Source organism: Mitsuaria sp. 7, from assembly GCF_001653795.1.
In the GTDB taxonomy this organism is placed as follows: Bacteria; Pseudomonadota; Gammaproteobacteria; order Burkholderiales; family Burkholderiaceae_C; genus Roseateles.
In genome coordinates this window covers 276390-291923 of sequence record NZ_CP011514.1, presented here as the reverse complement: position 1 = coordinate 291923, position 15534 = coordinate 276390, and the positions used below count along the sequence as shown (strand labels likewise).

13 protein-coding genes are annotated in these 15534 nt (G+C 68.4%); 2 read left to right on the top strand and 11 right to left on the bottom strand.

Going from position 1 to position 15534, the window contains the following annotated elements; translation table 11 throughout:
* Nucleotides 1-16: 16 nt before the first annotated feature.
* From ABE85_RS01365 to clpS, 4 genes are all read right to left on the bottom strand, one after another.
* Nucleotides 17-1504 carry a CapA family protein gene (locus tag ABE85_RS01365; RefSeq protein WP_067269408.1) on the bottom strand — a complete coding sequence of 496 codons (1488 nt, stop codon included), beginning with the start codon at nt 1502-1504 and terminating at the stop codon, nt 17-19.
* A complete protein-coding gene (locus tag ABE85_RS01360) occupies nt 1501-4446 on the bottom strand; it encodes a DUF3160 domain-containing protein (RefSeq protein ID WP_067269406.1) in 2946 nt (981 codons plus the stop codon). The genes ABE85_RS01365 and ABE85_RS01360 overlap by 4 nt, the downstream gene beginning before the upstream one ends.
* A 124-nt stretch (nt 4447-4570) precedes the next feature.
* Nucleotides 4571-6895, bottom strand: a complete 2325-nt coding sequence (clpA, locus tag ABE85_RS01355) for an ATP-dependent Clp protease ATP-binding subunit ClpA (protein WP_067269403.1) — start codon at nt 6893-6895, stop codon at nt 4571-4573.
* Nucleotides 6892-7260 carry an ATP-dependent Clp protease adapter ClpS gene (clpS, locus tag ABE85_RS01350; RefSeq protein WP_067269401.1) on the bottom strand — a complete coding sequence of 123 codons (369 nt, stop codon included), beginning with the start codon at nt 7258-7260 and terminating at the stop codon, nt 6892-6894. Before clpS ends, clpA begins: the two co-directional genes overlap by 4 nt.
* A 165-nt stretch (nt 7261-7425) precedes the next feature.
* Between clpS and ABE85_RS28690 the strand changes: the two genes are divergently transcribed.
* Entirely contained in the window at nt 7426-7743 is a 318-nt protein-coding gene (locus tag ABE85_RS28690; RefSeq protein WP_310732596.1) for a cold-shock protein, read from the top strand.
* 218 nt (nt 7744-7961) lie between these two features.
* On the opposite strand, the gene ABE85_RS01340 is transcribed toward ABE85_RS28690, so the two are convergent.
* From ABE85_RS01340 to ABE85_RS01330, 3 genes are all read right to left on the bottom strand, one after another.
* Nucleotides 7962-8831: an OmpA family protein gene (locus ABE85_RS01340; RefSeq protein WP_067269400.1), complete on the bottom strand. Its 870-nt coding sequence runs from the start codon at nt 8829-8831 to the stop codon at nt 7962-7964.
* Nucleotides 8832-8863: 32 nt separating this feature from the next.
* Complete coding sequence (locus tag ABE85_RS01335) at nt 8864-9262, bottom strand: DUF4398 domain-containing protein (RefSeq protein WP_082938209.1); 399 nt, start codon at nt 9260-9262, stop codon at nt 8864-8866.
* A gap of 71 nt (nt 9263-9333) precedes the next feature.
* Nucleotides 9334-9753: a hypothetical protein gene (locus tag ABE85_RS01330; protein ID WP_157521832.1), complete on the bottom strand. Its 420-nt coding sequence runs from the start codon at nt 9751-9753 to the stop codon at nt 9334-9336.
* Nucleotides 9754-9902: 149 nt separating this feature from the next.
* Here ABE85_RS01330 and ABE85_RS01325 point away from each other — a divergent pair, with 149 nt between their 5' ends.
* A complete protein-coding gene (locus tag ABE85_RS01325) occupies nt 9903-10529 on the top strand; it encodes a cytochrome c oxidase assembly factor Coa1 family protein (RefSeq protein WP_067269392.1) in 627 nt (208 codons plus the stop codon).
* Nucleotides 10530-10559: 30 nt separating this feature from the next.
* Here the strand turns inward: ABE85_RS01325 and ABE85_RS01320 are convergent, their stop codons facing one another.
* The 4 genes from ABE85_RS01320 to hemN form a co-directional block, all read right to left on the bottom strand.
* On the bottom strand, nt 10560-11546 hold the full coding sequence (locus tag ABE85_RS01320; RefSeq protein ID WP_067269391.1) for a hypothetical protein: 987 nt from the start codon (nt 11544-11546) through the stop codon (nt 10560-10562).
* A gap of 172 nt (nt 11547-11718) precedes the next feature.
* Entirely contained in the window at nt 11719-12972 is a 1254-nt protein-coding gene (gene icd, locus ABE85_RS01315; protein ID WP_067269389.1) for an NADP-dependent isocitrate dehydrogenase, read from the bottom strand.
* A gap of 109 nt (nt 12973-13081) precedes the next feature.
* On the bottom strand, nt 13082-13852 hold the full coding sequence (locus ABE85_RS01310) for a sulfite exporter TauE/SafE family protein (protein WP_067269388.1): 771 nt from the start codon (nt 13850-13852) through the stop codon (nt 13082-13084).
* 19 nt (nt 13853-13871) lie between these two features.
* Nucleotides 13872-15299: an oxygen-independent coproporphyrinogen III oxidase gene (gene hemN / locus ABE85_RS01305; RefSeq protein WP_067269384.1), complete on the bottom strand. Its 1428-nt coding sequence runs from the start codon at nt 15297-15299 to the stop codon at nt 13872-13874.
* Nucleotides 15300-15534 lie beyond the last annotated feature (235 nt).

The following is a 15534-nucleotide window of genomic DNA, read 5'->3' as shown; positions in this document are numbered from 1 at the left end:
CGCTTCTCAGCGCATCTCAGCGCTGCGTCGCCTCGCGATACCGCGCCGCGCACGCCTCCTGATCCGACTGCGCCGACGCGCGCGAGAAACCGAAACCATTCCAGCGATAGGCCAACGTCAGCGGCGCGGCCGGCGACGCGGGATCGGTGATCACGGGACCGGCCAGGAAGGAACTGGCCTCGTGCAGCGCGCAGAGGAACTCCCCGCCCGCGGACGACGGCATCACGACCGCATCGATCAGCGGATACGCGAGCGCGGAGCCCCGCCACAGCGCCCGCAGACGCCCGGGACCGCCGCGTGGGGAAGGTGGATCCAACGCGTAGACATAGGGTCTCGGAGCGACGCGTTTGTCGAGGTTGGAGTAACGGTCCTCCAACAGCAGCAAGCCGGTGCCGGCGTCAGCCAGCGCGATCGGCTGCGCCCGACGCACCCGGCCTACGACAGCTTCGAAGGCCGCGCCGCCCTGCGGCTCGAAGCGCAGCGTCTGACGCACCGTTCCCTTCACGACCTCCCGCAATCCCGCAGAGATCGCCATGCCGTCGATCGTCAGACGCGCGCGCGGCGGAGCGGCGCACACCGGCAGACGCTCGCCGGTGAGGCGGGGAAAGAAGCCTTCGTTCACCATGGCCGTGCGCAGCCCGGCGCAGCTCAATCCACCCGCATCGGTCCAGCCGCATTGCGCCAGGAGACCCGACTTTGCATCGGCGTACTTCTGATCGAAGACGTGATTGCCGAGCGAGAAGAACACCGGCCGGCCTTCGACGCATTCCGGCGGCTGCACCACATGCGGATGGTGGCCGACGATCGCGTCCGCGCCGAGCGCCAGCAGCGCCGCGGCGTCGTCGTACTGCGCCCGCGACGGCCACTTGGCCAGCTCGGTCCCCCAGTGCACATAGACGACGGCGGCGTCGGCCAGCTTGCGGGCCGTGTCAATCTGCTGTTCGAGGGCGATGTCCAGGCGCTGCGCCTCGCGGTCCGCCGCCGCCAGACGGCTCAGCGTCACGACCGCCAGCGTGCGTCCGGCGAGGTCGATGAAGCGCGGGCCCTCGTCGAAACCCAGCGGCGTCATGCCGGCGCGCTGGATCGCCTCACGCGTACGTCCACGGCCTGGCGCACCGGTGTCTCCGGCGTGGTTGTTCTCGTGACCGAGCAGGTCGAAACCGGCGGCGTGTGCCGTCGCCAGCCAGGCGGCATCGGTCGCGAAACAGAGGGTCTGTCCGGGCGGGCAATCGCCCGGATCGCCGATGGCGCCTTCGAAGTTGCCGACGAGGACACCCAATGCCTCCTTGGTCGCGAGCGGCTTCCACGGTGTCGGGCCGGCTGCCGCGCGGCGCAGCGCGTTGCCGACGAGCCGCGACAGCATCACGTCGCCCGCGAAGGTGATCTGCGCTTGTGCGGGTCCCTCGCTCGCCCACGCCGATCCCAGCAAGCTCGCCGCGAGGACCACGACCCCGACGATGCGCCCCGTCGCGCCGGCAGGAGACAACGACGGGCGTCGGCTCATCGCCCGCTCTTGGGCACCGACGCGGTCGTGCCGTTCGGCGCCGTGTAGGCCCGCAGCCATTCCGGCACCGGCAGCTTGGGTTCCAGCGTGCGCCATTGGAAGTCGTCCATCGGCGCGGCCTGTACCGTCTCGCGGTAGGTGTAGACGGCGCCCTTGGACAGCTGCCGCAGCCCGTTGAACGGCATCGCCTGCTGCCAGCCGCCGACGGCCCCCACGCCGACCAGCAGCGTCTGCTTCGTCTCGGCGTTGTCCGCGACATCCGCCACCTTGGGCAACGGATCCGGATCGGACAGTCCGTAAGGCTCCTTGTCCGACGCGCGGCGCGACTGCGCGCTCTTGAAGACCAGATAGGGATGCTCCATCGCGCGGCCGACTTCCTGGATCCTGATGGCGTCCGCGTCGCTGAGCGGCGTGCCGTCGCGCACCGCCTGGGCCATGCGGGCAAAGTCGCGCACGAGGTCCCGCGACTCGGCCAGCGTGCCGCGCACGCCGTCGCGCAGCGCCTGCGCCGGGCGGGAGCGCCAGTCGACGGCCACCGCCTCCAGCACGCCCTGTGCGCGTTCGAACAGTCCGGCGATCGCGAGGAAGGTCTCCGGATCGGGCTCGACCGAACCGCGCGGCGGGCGCCGCACGAGGAACTCGAAGGTCGGTCCGCCCTCGCCGCCCTCGGCGGCGGACTTGTCGTTGACCAGCAGCGTGGCGTGCCGCAAGGTCGCCCAGGAAGCCAGGCCCGTCTGCAAGCGCTTGGCCTCCCACAGCGCGGAGGCCCGCGTGCCGGGGATGGGCGCGCGCGAGGCCCACTGCGCGGCGAGCCCCTGCAGCCACGCGTTGTAGAGCCCGGCGTTGAGCGCCGGCGACGCGCGCTCCGACTGGAACAGCGCGGACAGGTCGTCGATCTGCGCCTGGTAGTTGGGGACCTTCGAGAACTCCCCCACCAGCACCGAGCGCGCGAGCGCGTTGCCGAACACCGCGGCGACGTCGAGACCGCTGGGCAGCAGCCTCGCGACCCGGTCGCGCCCTTGACGGTCGGCATGGAGCACGACGCGGTCCAGGATTTCGTTGTCCAGGCCCCAGCTCAAGGGGAACAGGCGGGGACGGGCCTGCGGATGCTTGGCATAGGACGGCACCGAGGCCCCCACCGGCAGGAAGGTCTCGCCGCGCGCCCCGGCGATGAACGGCAGATAGGTCGCCACCCAGCGTCGCAGCGGCGCGCGCACCGTCTCCGGCTGTCGCGCCCATTCGGCGGCCTCGTCGACCTCCGACGCGGGCTTGGGGAAGGTGAGCAGCCGCATCGCGGTGAAGTAGCGCGAGGCCAGCCTGGAACGCAGATAGCCGCCGCGCGGCTGGTACTCCGGGTCGGTCACGGCCGCGAGCACGGGGGCGCTCTCGTCGTTGAGGTCCATCAACGCGGCCGCCAGCAAGATCTTCTCGGTCAAGGGGCCGGGCGCCATCGCCCCGCCCACCGCGCGTGCCCGCATCGCGCGCATCGCCTCGGCGAAGGCGGGGATCGCGGTCTCGTCTTCGGAGACGGTGAACAGGTTCTCGTAGGCGGCGGCGAACAACTCCCAGAACAGGTCGGTCGTCACCAGGTAGGGATAGGCGGGATCGTCGGCATCGGAGCGCACGGCGGCATAGTTCTCGACGTCGTAGAACAGGTGCATCAGGTCGTAGGGCTCGCGCGTGAGCAGGCCGTCGTGGCGCGCCGCCAGCCGCAGTTCGGCATCGGAGTTCAGCATGCCGGCGTTCACCACGTCCGCCAGCGCGATCGACACCGGTCGCGCGCGCAGGGTCAGGGCTTGCGTCCCGCCCGCGACGGCGATCGTTCCGGCGGTCGTCCCGGCGGTCGTCCCGGCGGTCGGCACGGGCGCCTGCGCCGTCGCGGCGGGCGTCGTCGTCACCGCTGCCGCTGCGGTCACCCCGACCAGCACCGCACCGTCGGCCGTGAGCCGCGGCGCGCTGGAGAAGCGCAGATCACCCGCCAGCCGCGCCGTCGCATCGCCGATGGTCAGCGCCACGCCGGGGTCGCCCGGCCGCCAATGGATCCATCCGAGCCCGTTGGGCAGGAACTCGCCTTCCCCGGCGCCGCAGGCCAGCGCCTTCGGGAACGCCTGGCGCAGTCGCGAGGGCGCCATCGAGCCGCGGAGGCTCACGGGCTGCCAGTTGTCGGCCACATGCGCGAGCTCGATCCAGCACCCCTTCCCGTCCTGCAGCACCATGCGCGTGCCTTGCGGATGCAGCGAGATGGGCCGGGCTCCGACGTCGCCGATGATGGGCGCGCCGCGCTCCTCCCCCTCGGGGATCTCGGTCGCCTTGGAACGCGCGGCCACCGGGATCGCCTTCGCGCCGTGGAACAGGTAGTACTGATGTCCGGTCGTCGCCACCGACCCCGTACCGTAGCCGATGCCCGGCTGGAACACCGAGAAGTACAGACGGTGCGCGGGGCCGCCCACATTGACGGTGAACGGCAGCGGCGAGACCCGCAGGTCGTTGAACGGCAGCGCCGACCGCGCGACGGCCGACACCGTCCAGCGCCAGGTCTTGAGGTCCAGCTCCTTCAACTGCCATTGACCCTTCACCTTGACCGAGGCATAGAGCAGCGGCTTCGTCGGATGGAAGGCGACCGTGGAGATGGCGCCATCGGGACCGGGATCAGGCAGGGTCAAGGGCGCGAGCCGGTCCGGCTGCCGCAGATCCCACAGCGCCAGCCGCGAGCGGCCGCCCACCGACAGCGCCAGCGCCGCCACCGGCTCCAGCCGGGACACGGCCAGCGACAGCACGGTCTCGCCCGGTGCCAGCGCCAGCGCCGCTTCGCGGGCCGGCGTGCGCTGCACGACGGGCTCGGGGTTCTGGCGATACCAGTCCAGATCGCCCACGGACTGCGCCATCACCGGACCCGTCGCGATCCACGCAGCGATCAGCGCACCGATCGATCTCTTCTTCATGTCTCTGCCTCCATCGCCCGCGCCATCCGGACGAAACAAAGGCCGCTGAGGCGGTTGCCGCAGCGGCCTTCGGAGGCCGGGCGCGCCTTGCGGGCACGCCGGGGATCTTATGTCACCGCCGGACTCAGTCGGCCGTGGCCGGCTCGGACTTGGGCTTGTTGTCCTTCTTGTTGGGCGTGATGTCCAGCAGGACCTCGCCCTTGTCGTCGACATCCACGCTGAGGCGGCCACCGTCGACCAGGCGGCCGAACAGCAGTTCGTCGGCCAGGGCGCGACGGATCGTGTCCTGGATCAGGCGCTGCATCGGACGCGCGCCCATCTGCGGATCGAAGCCCTTGGCGGCGAGGTGCTTGCGCAGCGCGTCGCTGAAGGTGACCTCGACCTTCTTCTCGGCCAGCTGGCTTTCGAGCTGCAGCAGGAACTTGTCCACCACCCGCAGGATGATGTCCTCGTTCAGCGCGCCGAAGTTGACGATGGCGTCCAGACGGTTGCGGAACTCCGGCGTGAACAGGCGCTTGATGTCGGCCATCTCGTCGCCCTGCTCGCGCTTGGTCGTGAAACCGATCGTCGACTTGTTCATCGCCTCCGCGCCCGCGTTCGTGGTCATGATGATGATCACGTTGCGGAAGTCGGCCTTGCGTCCGTTGTTGTCGGTCAAGGTGCCGTGGTCCATGACCTGCAGCAGCACGTTGAAGACGTCCGGATGCGCCTTCTCGATCTCGTCGAGCAGCAGCACCGAGTGCGGCTTCTTCGTGATCGCCTCGGTCAGCAGACCGCCCTGGTCGAAGCCCACGTAGCCCGGAGGCGCGCCGATCAGGCGGCTGACCGCATGACGCTCCATGTACTCGGACATGTCGAAGCGGATCAGCTCGATGCCCAGGATGTAGGCCAGCTGCTTGGCGACTTCCGTCTTGCCCACGCCCGTCGGGCCGCTGAACAGGAAGGAACCGATCGGCTTGTCCGGCTTGCCCAGGCCCGAGCGCGCCATCTTGATCGCCGCGGCGAGCGCGTCGATGGACGGATCCTGGCCGAAGACCACGCTCTTGAGGTCGCGGTCCAGGCTCTTGAGCTTGCCGCGATCGTCCGACGACACCGAGGCCGGCGGGATGCGCGCGATCTTGGCGACGATGTCCTCGACCTCCGCGCGGGTGATGGTCTTCTTCTGCTTGCTCTTCGGCAGCACGCGTTGCGCAGCACCGGCCTCGTCGATGACGTCGATCGCCTTGTCGGGCAGATGACGGTCATTGATGTACTTGGCCGAGAGCTCCGCCGCCGCCTGCAGCGCGGTCAGCGCGTACTTGACGCTGTGGTGCTCCTCGAAGCGCGACTTCAGACCCTTGAGGATCTCGACGGTCTGGTCGATGGTGGGCTCGACCACGTCCACCTTCTGGAAGCGCCGCGACAGGGCCGCGTCCTTCTCGAAGATGCCGCGGTACTCGCTGAAGGTCGTCGCGCCGATGCACTTGAGCTGACCCGACGAGAGCGCCGGCTTCAGCAGGTTGCTCGCGTCCAGCGTGCCGCCCGACGCCGCGCCGGCGCCGATCAGGGTGTGGATCTCGTCGATGAACAGGATCGCGCCGGGCTGGTCCTTCAGCTGCTTGATCACCGCCTTGAGGCGCTGCTCGAAGTCGCCGCGGTACTTGGTGCCCGCCAGCAGCGCGCCCATGTCCAGCGAATAGACCACCGCCTCGGCCAGCACGTCGGGCACCTGGCCCTCGGTGATGCGCCAGGCCAGGCCTTCGGCGATCGCGGTCTTGCCCACGCCGGCCTCGCCGACCAGCAGCGGGTTGTTCTTGCGGCGGCGGCAGAGGATCTGCACCACGCGCTCGACCTCGGGCTCGCGGCCGATCAGCGGATCGATCTTGCCGTCGCGGGCGAGCTGGTTGAGGTTCTGGGTGAACTGCTCGAGCGGACTGCCCTTGCCGCCGCCCTGGCCCTGGCCGCTCTCGCCTTCCTCGCGCTCGGACTCGGCGCCGTTGCCTTCCGGACCCTTCGGGGGCTCGGGCGGCTCGCTCTTCTTGATGCCGTGGGCGATGAAGTTGACGACGTCCAGGCGCGTCACGCCCTGCTGGTGCAGGTAGTAGACGGCGTGGGAGTCCTTCTCGCCGAAGATCGCGACCAGCACGTTGGCGCCGGTCACTTCCTTCTTGCCGTTGCCGGTCGACTGGACGTGCATGATCGCGCGCTGGATCACGCGCTGGAACCCGAGCGTGGGCTGGGTGTCCACCTCGTCGGTGCCCCCCACGGTCGGCGTGTTCTCCTTGATGAACTGCGCAAGCGACTTGCGCAGGTCTTCGATATTCGCTGCGCATGCGCGCAGCACCTCCGCCGCGGACGGGTTGTCCAGCAGCGCCATCAGCAGGTGTTCCACGGTGATGAACTCGTGGCGCTGCTGGCGCGCTTCGACAAACGCCATGTGCAGGCTGACTTCAAGCTCTTGCGCAATCATGCGGCCTCCATAATGCACTGCAGGGGGTGACCGGCGCGCCGTGCGGCCGCCAGTACCGTTTCGACCTTGGTGGCCGCGACGTCCTTGGTGAAAACACCGCAGACGCCCCGACCGTCGTGATGGATCTTCAACATGATCTGGGTGGCCGTATCCAGGTCATGGCGGAAGTATTCCTGCAAGACCATCACCACAAACTCCATCGGTGTGAAGTCGTCGTTGAGCATCAGCACCTGGTACAGGCGCGGCGGCTCCGTCTTCTGAGCGACTCGCTCCAGGGTGGTCGAATTCCCACCGTCCTCCGGACCCGGCGGCTGAGGGCCGGGCGGTGGTCCCGCGGGTGGGGGCTGTTGGGCAAACAATGGCATGAACCGATTCTATAAACAGCGGGAGCACCCTACATGGGGACGGGCTTACGCCTGTCAATGCCCCGAGTTTGTCACCTTCGCGCCGTCCTACCCCGGGGAGTTCCTCAATTGACACTGACTTGACACGGATTTGAGAATCCGCCCCGGTGCGAGAAAGACACCGGGATGGAGAAGAACATGGCAACAGGCACGGTCAAGTGGTTCAACGATGCCAAAGGGTTTGGCTTCATTGAGCCCGAACAAGGCGGGGGCGACGTTTTCGCGCACTTCTCAGCCATTCAGATGGACGGCTTCCGGACGCTCAAGCAGGGCGGCAAGGTGAGCTACGAGCTGGTGCAGGGCCCCAAGGGCCAGCTGGCGCAGAACATCCGTCCGCTGGACGGCGGCGATGCCTCGGAGGCCCCCCTGGACGCGCCCCTGGGCATTCCGCTGATGGCGGACGCCCTCGCGGGGCAACACGCGGGACAACAGGCAGCGGCCTGAACAATCGCCGCTGATCTTCCTCGCACGCAGGAAAGCCCGCGCAAGCGGGCTTTCTGCTTTCTGGTCGCCGGACATCGCTTCGGGGCATCCACCGGCGCTGTCGCCCCGGCGAGACATCAGGTGCGAATCGGTCAAGGTTCGCTCAAGGCGTTGCCCGGAAATTCGGTCGGAACGTCGGACACCGAGGCGCCCGACACCCCCAACCGAGTCATCGCCGTTCAACGTCCGCCGGCGAATCCCCCGCGTTCGTCGGAGAAGACGATCTCCACGCGACGGTTCTGCTGACGCCCGGCGGCATCGGCGTTGGACGCCACGGGCTTCGCTTCCCCGTTGCCGCGGACATCGATCCGCTCGGCGGCGACGCCGCGCTTCACCAGCGCGTCCCGCACCGACTCCGCCCGCGCACGCGAGAGGGTCAGGTTGCTCTCCGCGCTGCCGGTGCTGTCGGTGAAGCCCTCGATCAGGATGCGGCGTTCCGGGTGGTTGCGCAGCGCCGAGGACAAGGTGTCCAGTCGACCGTACGCGCCCTCCTTCAGCGTCGCCTTGCCGGTGTCGAACAGGACGTCCTGCAGCATGACGACCAGGCCCTGCGGGGTCGGCTTGGCCTGGATCTCCGCGAGTTCGCGCTGCAGGCGGTTGGCGCGCTCGGAGGCGGCGATGGCGGCGGCTTCAGCGCTGGCCGCCTGGCCTTGCGCGACCTGGGCCTGACCCTGGGCGACCTGGGCCTGACGGGTACGGACTTCAGCGCGCAGACGCTCGCGTTCCAGCCCGGCTGATTCGACCTTCGCGTCGGCGGCGCGGGCAGCCCCCAGATTCAGCGCCGTCTGAGCGCGCTGGGAAGCCACCGTGGCGGCGCTGTCCACCTCGGACGGGTCCTTGCGTTCCCGCCAGGCGAAGTCGGCGCGGTCCAGGGATTCCTTGGCCTTCGAGAGTTCGGCGGCGGCGTAGCGGCTGACGTTGGGGTCGCTGCTTGCCTGCGAGTAGTCGCGCTTGGCCGCATCCAGGCCGGCATTCGGCAGGGGGACCGACGAGCAGGCGGCGAGCGCCAGGGCCGTGAGTCCGCCAGCGATATTCCAGTATCGATTCATGGTGTCTCCTTGGAGTTGCTGTCGCTGACGGATCAACGGGTGGGCGCGGCCGGTGCCGGGCCGCGGTTGAGTTCCTCGCGCAAGGTCGAGAGGCTGCGATCCAGCTCCGAGGAAGCCTTTTCCGAGCGATCGCGCGCGGCCTTGGAACGCGCCAATGCGGCGGCGGCCTCGGCCTCGTCGGCCTTGCGGCGTGCGAGCGCGTGGTCGCCCTTCTTCTGGGCGTCCTGGGCCTCGGCCAACCGTGCGCGGGCAACGACCAGATCAGGGGAATCGCCGGCGCCGATGCTGGTCTGCGCGGCCTCCAGGGCGCCGCGGCTCTCGCCGAGCTGGGAGGCCGTCTCGACCTTGTTGGTCGAGCATCCGGTCAGCGCAACAGCGGCGAGCACGCCCGCCGCGATCAGACCGCTCCTGGTAGAGAGTTGGTGTCGCATGAACACTCCTTGTTTGGGTGGATGTTCATGGACTGGCAAGCGCGGGTCCCGCGCCCCCTTTACGGGCAGGTTCACCCAGTGGAGGTGGAAGGCGAATCGACCGCTGGTTTCCTCGTCCGTCCCCGGACCGCCGTGTAGCCTGCCAGTACCAGATTCTTGATTCCCAGGACGGAGTAGACCCAGGCCTTCTGCCAGCGGCGCTGCACGACGAACACATGCAGATGCCAGGACGCGCGCTTTCGGACCGACTCGCCGCTGTGAATCAGCATGAAGGCCTGCGGATCGCCGACCGACGCGAGGGCCAGGCGTTGCGCCTCAAGCAGGAAGAAGCTCATCAACTCGATCTGGCCGGCGGCATCGAGGCCTTCGGCGTCCGAACAGAGGACGAAGCAGTGCTTCAGCAGCGGGAGCCGATAGCTCACCAGCACGCAGCCGCGTTCGGCGTAGCCTTGCGGCACGGTGATCCTGCGATCGAGCATGAATCGAGACACGGGCTGCTCTTCTGGAGTGCATTGCGCATCCAGTCTGCCACGGCGCCCGCGCCATCCAGACTGCCCCTTGATTACCAGAATCGACGCGCCGTTTGGACACGAACTAACATCCCGCCCACAGAAAACAAGACGACCTTCAGGAGGGATGGATGGACAACACATCCGGCATGGGGAGTTCCGCGGCGGTGCCGCCGGAGATCGATCGGTGGAGCTGGGGCGCGTTCCTCTGCAGCTGGATCTGGGGGATGCGAAACAACGTCTGGCGAGCGCTTTTCGTGTTCGTGCCGTTCTTCGGCTTCTTCATGTGGTTCGCGCTCGGCGCGAAGGGCAATGCCTGGGCCTGGCAGCATCGGCGGTGGGAAAGCGTGGCGAGCTTCCAGGCCGAGCAACGCGCCTGGGCAAAGTGGGGCGCGATCATCTTCATCGGGGGCATGCTGATCGCAGTCCTCGGCAGCTTCTTCGCCGCGTTCTCGATGATGAAGAACAGCGAGGCGTACCAGCTGTCGGTCACCGAGCTGCGGTCGAACGCCGACGCGATGCGACTGATCGGCCAGCCGATGGAGACCGGCTTCCCGATGGGCAGCATCCAGTACTCGGGGCCCAACGGCGCCGCGGCGCTCAGCTACTCCGTGGAGGGCCCCGCGGGCGAGGGCAAGGTCTTCGTCGAGGCCACCATGTCCCTGGGGCAATGGAACATCCAGCGCATGGTGCTGCAGCACGGCAAGGACCGCCTCACGATCCTGCCGAAGGACTGCGGCAACAACTGCCCCCACTGACCGCCCGCCCCGGCAGCGGCGAAGGCGCGCTCAGAGCTCGTCGTGCCGCGCCCGGTCGGGCTTGCTCGCGAGCTGCTGCGAGATCGCCTTGGCGACGTCGTGGATCTCGTGCGGGCCCGCCGCTTCGAACTGGGCCTTGAACGCCTTGGACTCCTCGGCCGACAGCCCCGCGGGCGGCACGACGTATCGGTCGTTGTCGGTCGGCGACGCCTTCGACAGATGCCACACGTCGCCGCCGTTGCGGGCCTGGGCCAGTTGGTCGATCTGCGGCTTGAAGCTCTCGTCGACCGTCAGCGCAATCCAGCCTTTGGACGAGGTCACCCGGTCGAGTTCCGCGACGTGATAGGGGAAGACGGGAGCGCCTTCCATCGTCGTGAGATTGGAGAAGCCCTTCGCCAGGGGGACGAAGCCCTCGGCCGTGGCTTTCGCGGGCGAGGGCCACTCGCCGATGCGCACGAGATTGGGAATGCGGCCTCCATTGATGTCCCGCCCGGGCCCGGACTCGTCCGGGGCGGTCTGAAGCTTCATCGGCCCCGACGAGATCGTCGACTGCGCATTGACGTTGATGGCATGCAGGTTGCCGCTCTTCATGCCATCCGGCGCCGTCTTCTGACCTTCGCCGCCGATGTCGACCATCGCGAAGTCGTGCGCCTGCAGGCCCAGTTCCTGCCGCGAGGCCAGGACACTGCCCTGCGGCGCGCCTTGCAGCTTGGTCGCGAAATCGCGCTGGAACGCGGCGGCGGCCCGGCCACCGGTGGCGGTGTTGCACTCCACCGCTGCGGGCGCGTTGGGCTTGACGGGCCGATTGGCTGCAAGGCCCGGTTGGCCGAGCGGCGGAAGGCTCACGCGTCCAGGCTGGCTGCCGCCGGACAGCGCGATGCGCGAGTTGGCCGGCAGCCCGCTCTGGGCGCCACTTTGCGCCACCTGGCTGCCCTGGCCCACGTTGCTGGCGGAAACGCCCTGGGGCAGCACGGCCGCGGCACCCAGCGCCGCAGTCAGCATCTTGTCGACGCGCATGAAAGGTACTTCCTCGAAAGCTTGCAAGGAGACCATTCTGCGAATCGGTGGCCGGTCGTCGGCGAGCGACACGAAAGCAGCGAGCGGTGAGCGAAGAATGAAAAAACCCCAGGGCGCTTTCGCGCACTGGGGTTCTTGATCGCCGCCCGGGTCAAGCCCGGGCTGGCAACGATCACATGTTCTCGATCATCACCTGACCGAAGCCCGAGCACGACACTTGCGTCGCGCCGTCCAGCAGACGGGCGAAGTCGTACGTGACCTTCTTCGACAGGATCGACTTCTCGATCGACGAGATGATCAGGTCGGCCGCTTCGGTCCAGCCCATGTGACGCAGCATCATTTCAGCCGACAGGATCTCGGAACCGGGGTTCACGTAGTCCTTGCCCGCGTACTTCGGCGCCGTGCCGTGGGTGGCTTCGAACATCGCGACGGAGTCGCTCAGGTTCGCGCCCGGGGCGATGCCGATGCCGCCGACCTGTGCGGCCAGGGCGTCGGAGATGTAGTCGCCGTTCAGGTTCAGCGTCGCCACGACCGAGTACTCGGCCGGACGCAGCAGGATCTGCTGCAGGAAGGCATCAGCGATGCTGTCCTTGACCACGATGTCCTTGCCGGTCTTCGGGTTCTTGAACTTGCACCACGGGCCGCCGTCGATCAGCTCGGCGCCGAATTCCTTCTGGGCCAGGGCGTAGGCCCAGTCACGGAAGCCACCTTCGGTGAACTTCATGATGTTGCCCTTGTGGACGATCGTGACGCTCGGCTTGTCGTTGTCGATCGCGTACTGGATCGCCTTGCGGACCAGACGCTCCGTGCCTTCGCGCGAGACCGGCTTGACGCCGATGCCCGAGGTGTCCGGGAAACGGATCTTCTTGACGCCGAATTCCTCTTGCAGGATCTTGATCAGCTTCTTGGCCTTCTCGCTCTCGGCTTCGAATTCGATGCCGGCGTAGATGTCTTCCGAGTTCTCACGGAAGATGACCATGTCCGTCTTGTGCGGTTCCTTGACCGGCGACGGCACGCCTTCGAACCAGCGCACCGGGCGCAGGCAGACGTACAGGTCCAGTTCCTGGCGCAGCGCGACGTTCAGCGAGCGGATGCCGCCGCCGACCGGCGTCGTCAGCGGGCCCTTGATCGAGACGACGTAGTCCTTCAGGACCGTCAGCGTCTCTTCGGGCAGCCACACGTCGGGGCCGTAGACCTTCGTCGACTTCTCGCCGGCGTAGATCTCCATCCAATGGATCTTCTTGGCGCCGCCGTAAGCCTTCGCCACGGCCGCGTCCACCACCTTGATCATCACCGGCGTGATGTCCAGGCCGGTGCCGTCACCCTCGATGTAAGGAATGATCGGGTTGTTCGGAACGTTGAGCGAGAAGTCGGTGTTGACCGTGATCTTCTGGCCGCCCTCGGGCACCTTGATGTGCTGGTACATGGAGTCGTCTCCGCGAGTCGCGTGGGTGGTTTGGAGTAAACCGGAAGCGCTGATTCTATGACAGCGAAACTTTCAATCGGCTGATGGCCGGCTCATGTCCCTCACAGTGTCAGCCGCAGTACGCGCGGATCTGCGCCCACAGGCCGTGACCCAGCGCCCAGAGCGACCCCGCCGCCAGCATCGCGCCGGACAGACGGGTTGCGATTCGCACACCCGAGCCGCCCGCAGGGCCGCCCGGCCCGCCGGACCCGCGCCGACCGCCCGTTCTGCCCAGTCGGGCCAGCAGCCACGGCCCGGCGAGCAGACCCGGCGAGGAGCCGAGCGCAAACGCCGCCATCACGCCGGCGCCCTGCCACGGTCCTTCGGCGAGCGCCGCGACTGTCAGCGCCGATTGCAGCAACCCGCAGGGCCAGGCCAGCCACGCCAGTCCGGCGAGGCCCGCGCCCGCCGTGCGCGCGGGAGACAAGGCGATGCCGCCTCCGCCGCCGCCGCCACGGCCCACACCATCTCCAGGGAGTGCCCCGACGGGAATGCCGACCGTCGCCGGCGCGCGGGTCGTCCACAGGCGCAGGACCCATCGCGGCGGCTCCGCACGCCAGAGGAGGAAGGCGCCCATCGCCAGCGCCGCGAGATGCACCATCAGCCACACGGGCCGCAGCGCGCCGGAGGTCGACTCCCAGCGCAGCAGACCGCCCACGCTGGCGGCGACGACCGCACCGCCGGCCGCGTAGCCCAGCAGTCGTCCCACGTGGAAAGCCGCGATGCCGCCGCGCCGCCCCGCGGTCACCGCCGCGCACGGCGCGACACACATCGCCGCGCAATGCAGGCTGCCGGCAGCGCCCATCACGAACGCGGTGCCGGCCAACGCGAGCGAGAGCATCCCGGTCTTTCCGTCGAGTTCAGAGAATGCGCGAGAAGCGCAGCGGCGCTTCAGCTGGCCCGCCCGCCGCGCGGGCCGGCGTCAGATATCGATCGAACACCATCGCCACCGCCCGCACGAAGAACCATCCCATCGGTGTCACCTGCACCACGCCCGGCTCGATCGTGACGAGCCCGTCCGCCGCCATCTGGCGCAGGCGGTCGAGCTCCGGCGCGAAGTACTCGGCCGCGACGATCCCATGCGAGCGCTCGATCGGCTCGAAGTCCAGCCGCCCCTGGCACATCAGCGCCATGATCACGTCGCGCCGCACGAGGTCGTCCTGGTCCAGCACCAGACCGCGCTCGACCGGCAGCCGGCCCTCGCGCAAGGCGGCGTAGTACTCGGGCAGGGTCTTCTCGTTCTGCGCAAACGAGGCGCCCACCTTCGAGATCGCCGAGACGCCCAGCGCCACCAGGTCGCAGTCCGGCTGCGTGCTGTAGCCCTGGAAGTTGCGATGCAACCGCCCTTCCCGCTTCTCCACCGCCAGCGGATCGTCAGCGAGCGCGAAGTGATCCATGCCGATGTAGCTGTAGCCCCGTGCGAGGAAGCCCGCGATCGCGCCGGACAGCATGCGCAGCTTGTCGCCCGGCGGCGGGAGCGCGGCGGGCTCGATGCGCCGCTGCGGCTTGAAGCGGTGCGGCAGGTGCGCGTAGCCGTAGAGCGCGATGCGGTCCGGCCGCAGCGTCGCGACCTGCTCGATCGTCCGCGCGAACGAGGTCGGCGTCTGCAGCGGCAGGCCGTAGATCAGGTCGACGTTGATCGAGCGGAAGCCGAGGTCGCGCGAGGCGCCGATCAGCGCGGCCACGCTCTCCAGGCTCTGCTCGCGATGCACGGCGCGTTGCACGTCGGGGTCGAAGTCCTGCACGCCGAAGCTCAGGCGATTGAAACCCAGCGTGCGCAGGTGGCGCAGGCGCGCGACATCGATGGTGCGCGGGTCGACCTCGATGGAGATCTCCGCGTCCGCCGTCAATCGGAAGTGCCGATGCAGCAGCGCCATCAGCATCGACAACTCACGATCGGCGAGAAAGGTCGGCGTGCCACCACCGAAGTGCAGTTGCGAAACCAGCGCCCGGTCACCGAGCCGGCGATGCACCAGGTTCATCTCGACCTCGAGCGCGTCGACGTAGGCCGCCGCGCGCTCGTGGTGCCGCGTGACCACCTTGTTGCAGGCGCAGTAGTAGCAGACCGATTCGCAGAACGGGATGTGCACGTAGACCGACATCGGCTGACGCGCCGCGGGGCCGAAGGCGCGCAGCGCGAGCAGCTCGCCATGACGCTGCGCATCGACGCCCGCATGGAAACGGTCCGCCGTCGGGTACGAGGTGTAGCGCGGTCCCGCGATGTCGAAACGGCGCAGCAGGTCGGCGTCGGGGATGCTGCAGCCCGGAGGGGTCAGGTCTTGGCACATGGACGCCATCCTCACCCTTTGTTGGCAAAGCGTCATTGATTGATGTCATTGCCGGCGTCGATGGCCGGACAAAGAATTCGCCGCTTCCTCGCATGCCCGACGAACCCATGCCGAGCGCCATCCTGACCGCACCCTCCCCCGCTCCCCCACTGCCCCCTCCACTGACTGCACTGCCTGCATCGCCTGCACCGCCGGCTGCGGCCGAGGCGACCGTCCTGCCCGCTCATTCCGCTCA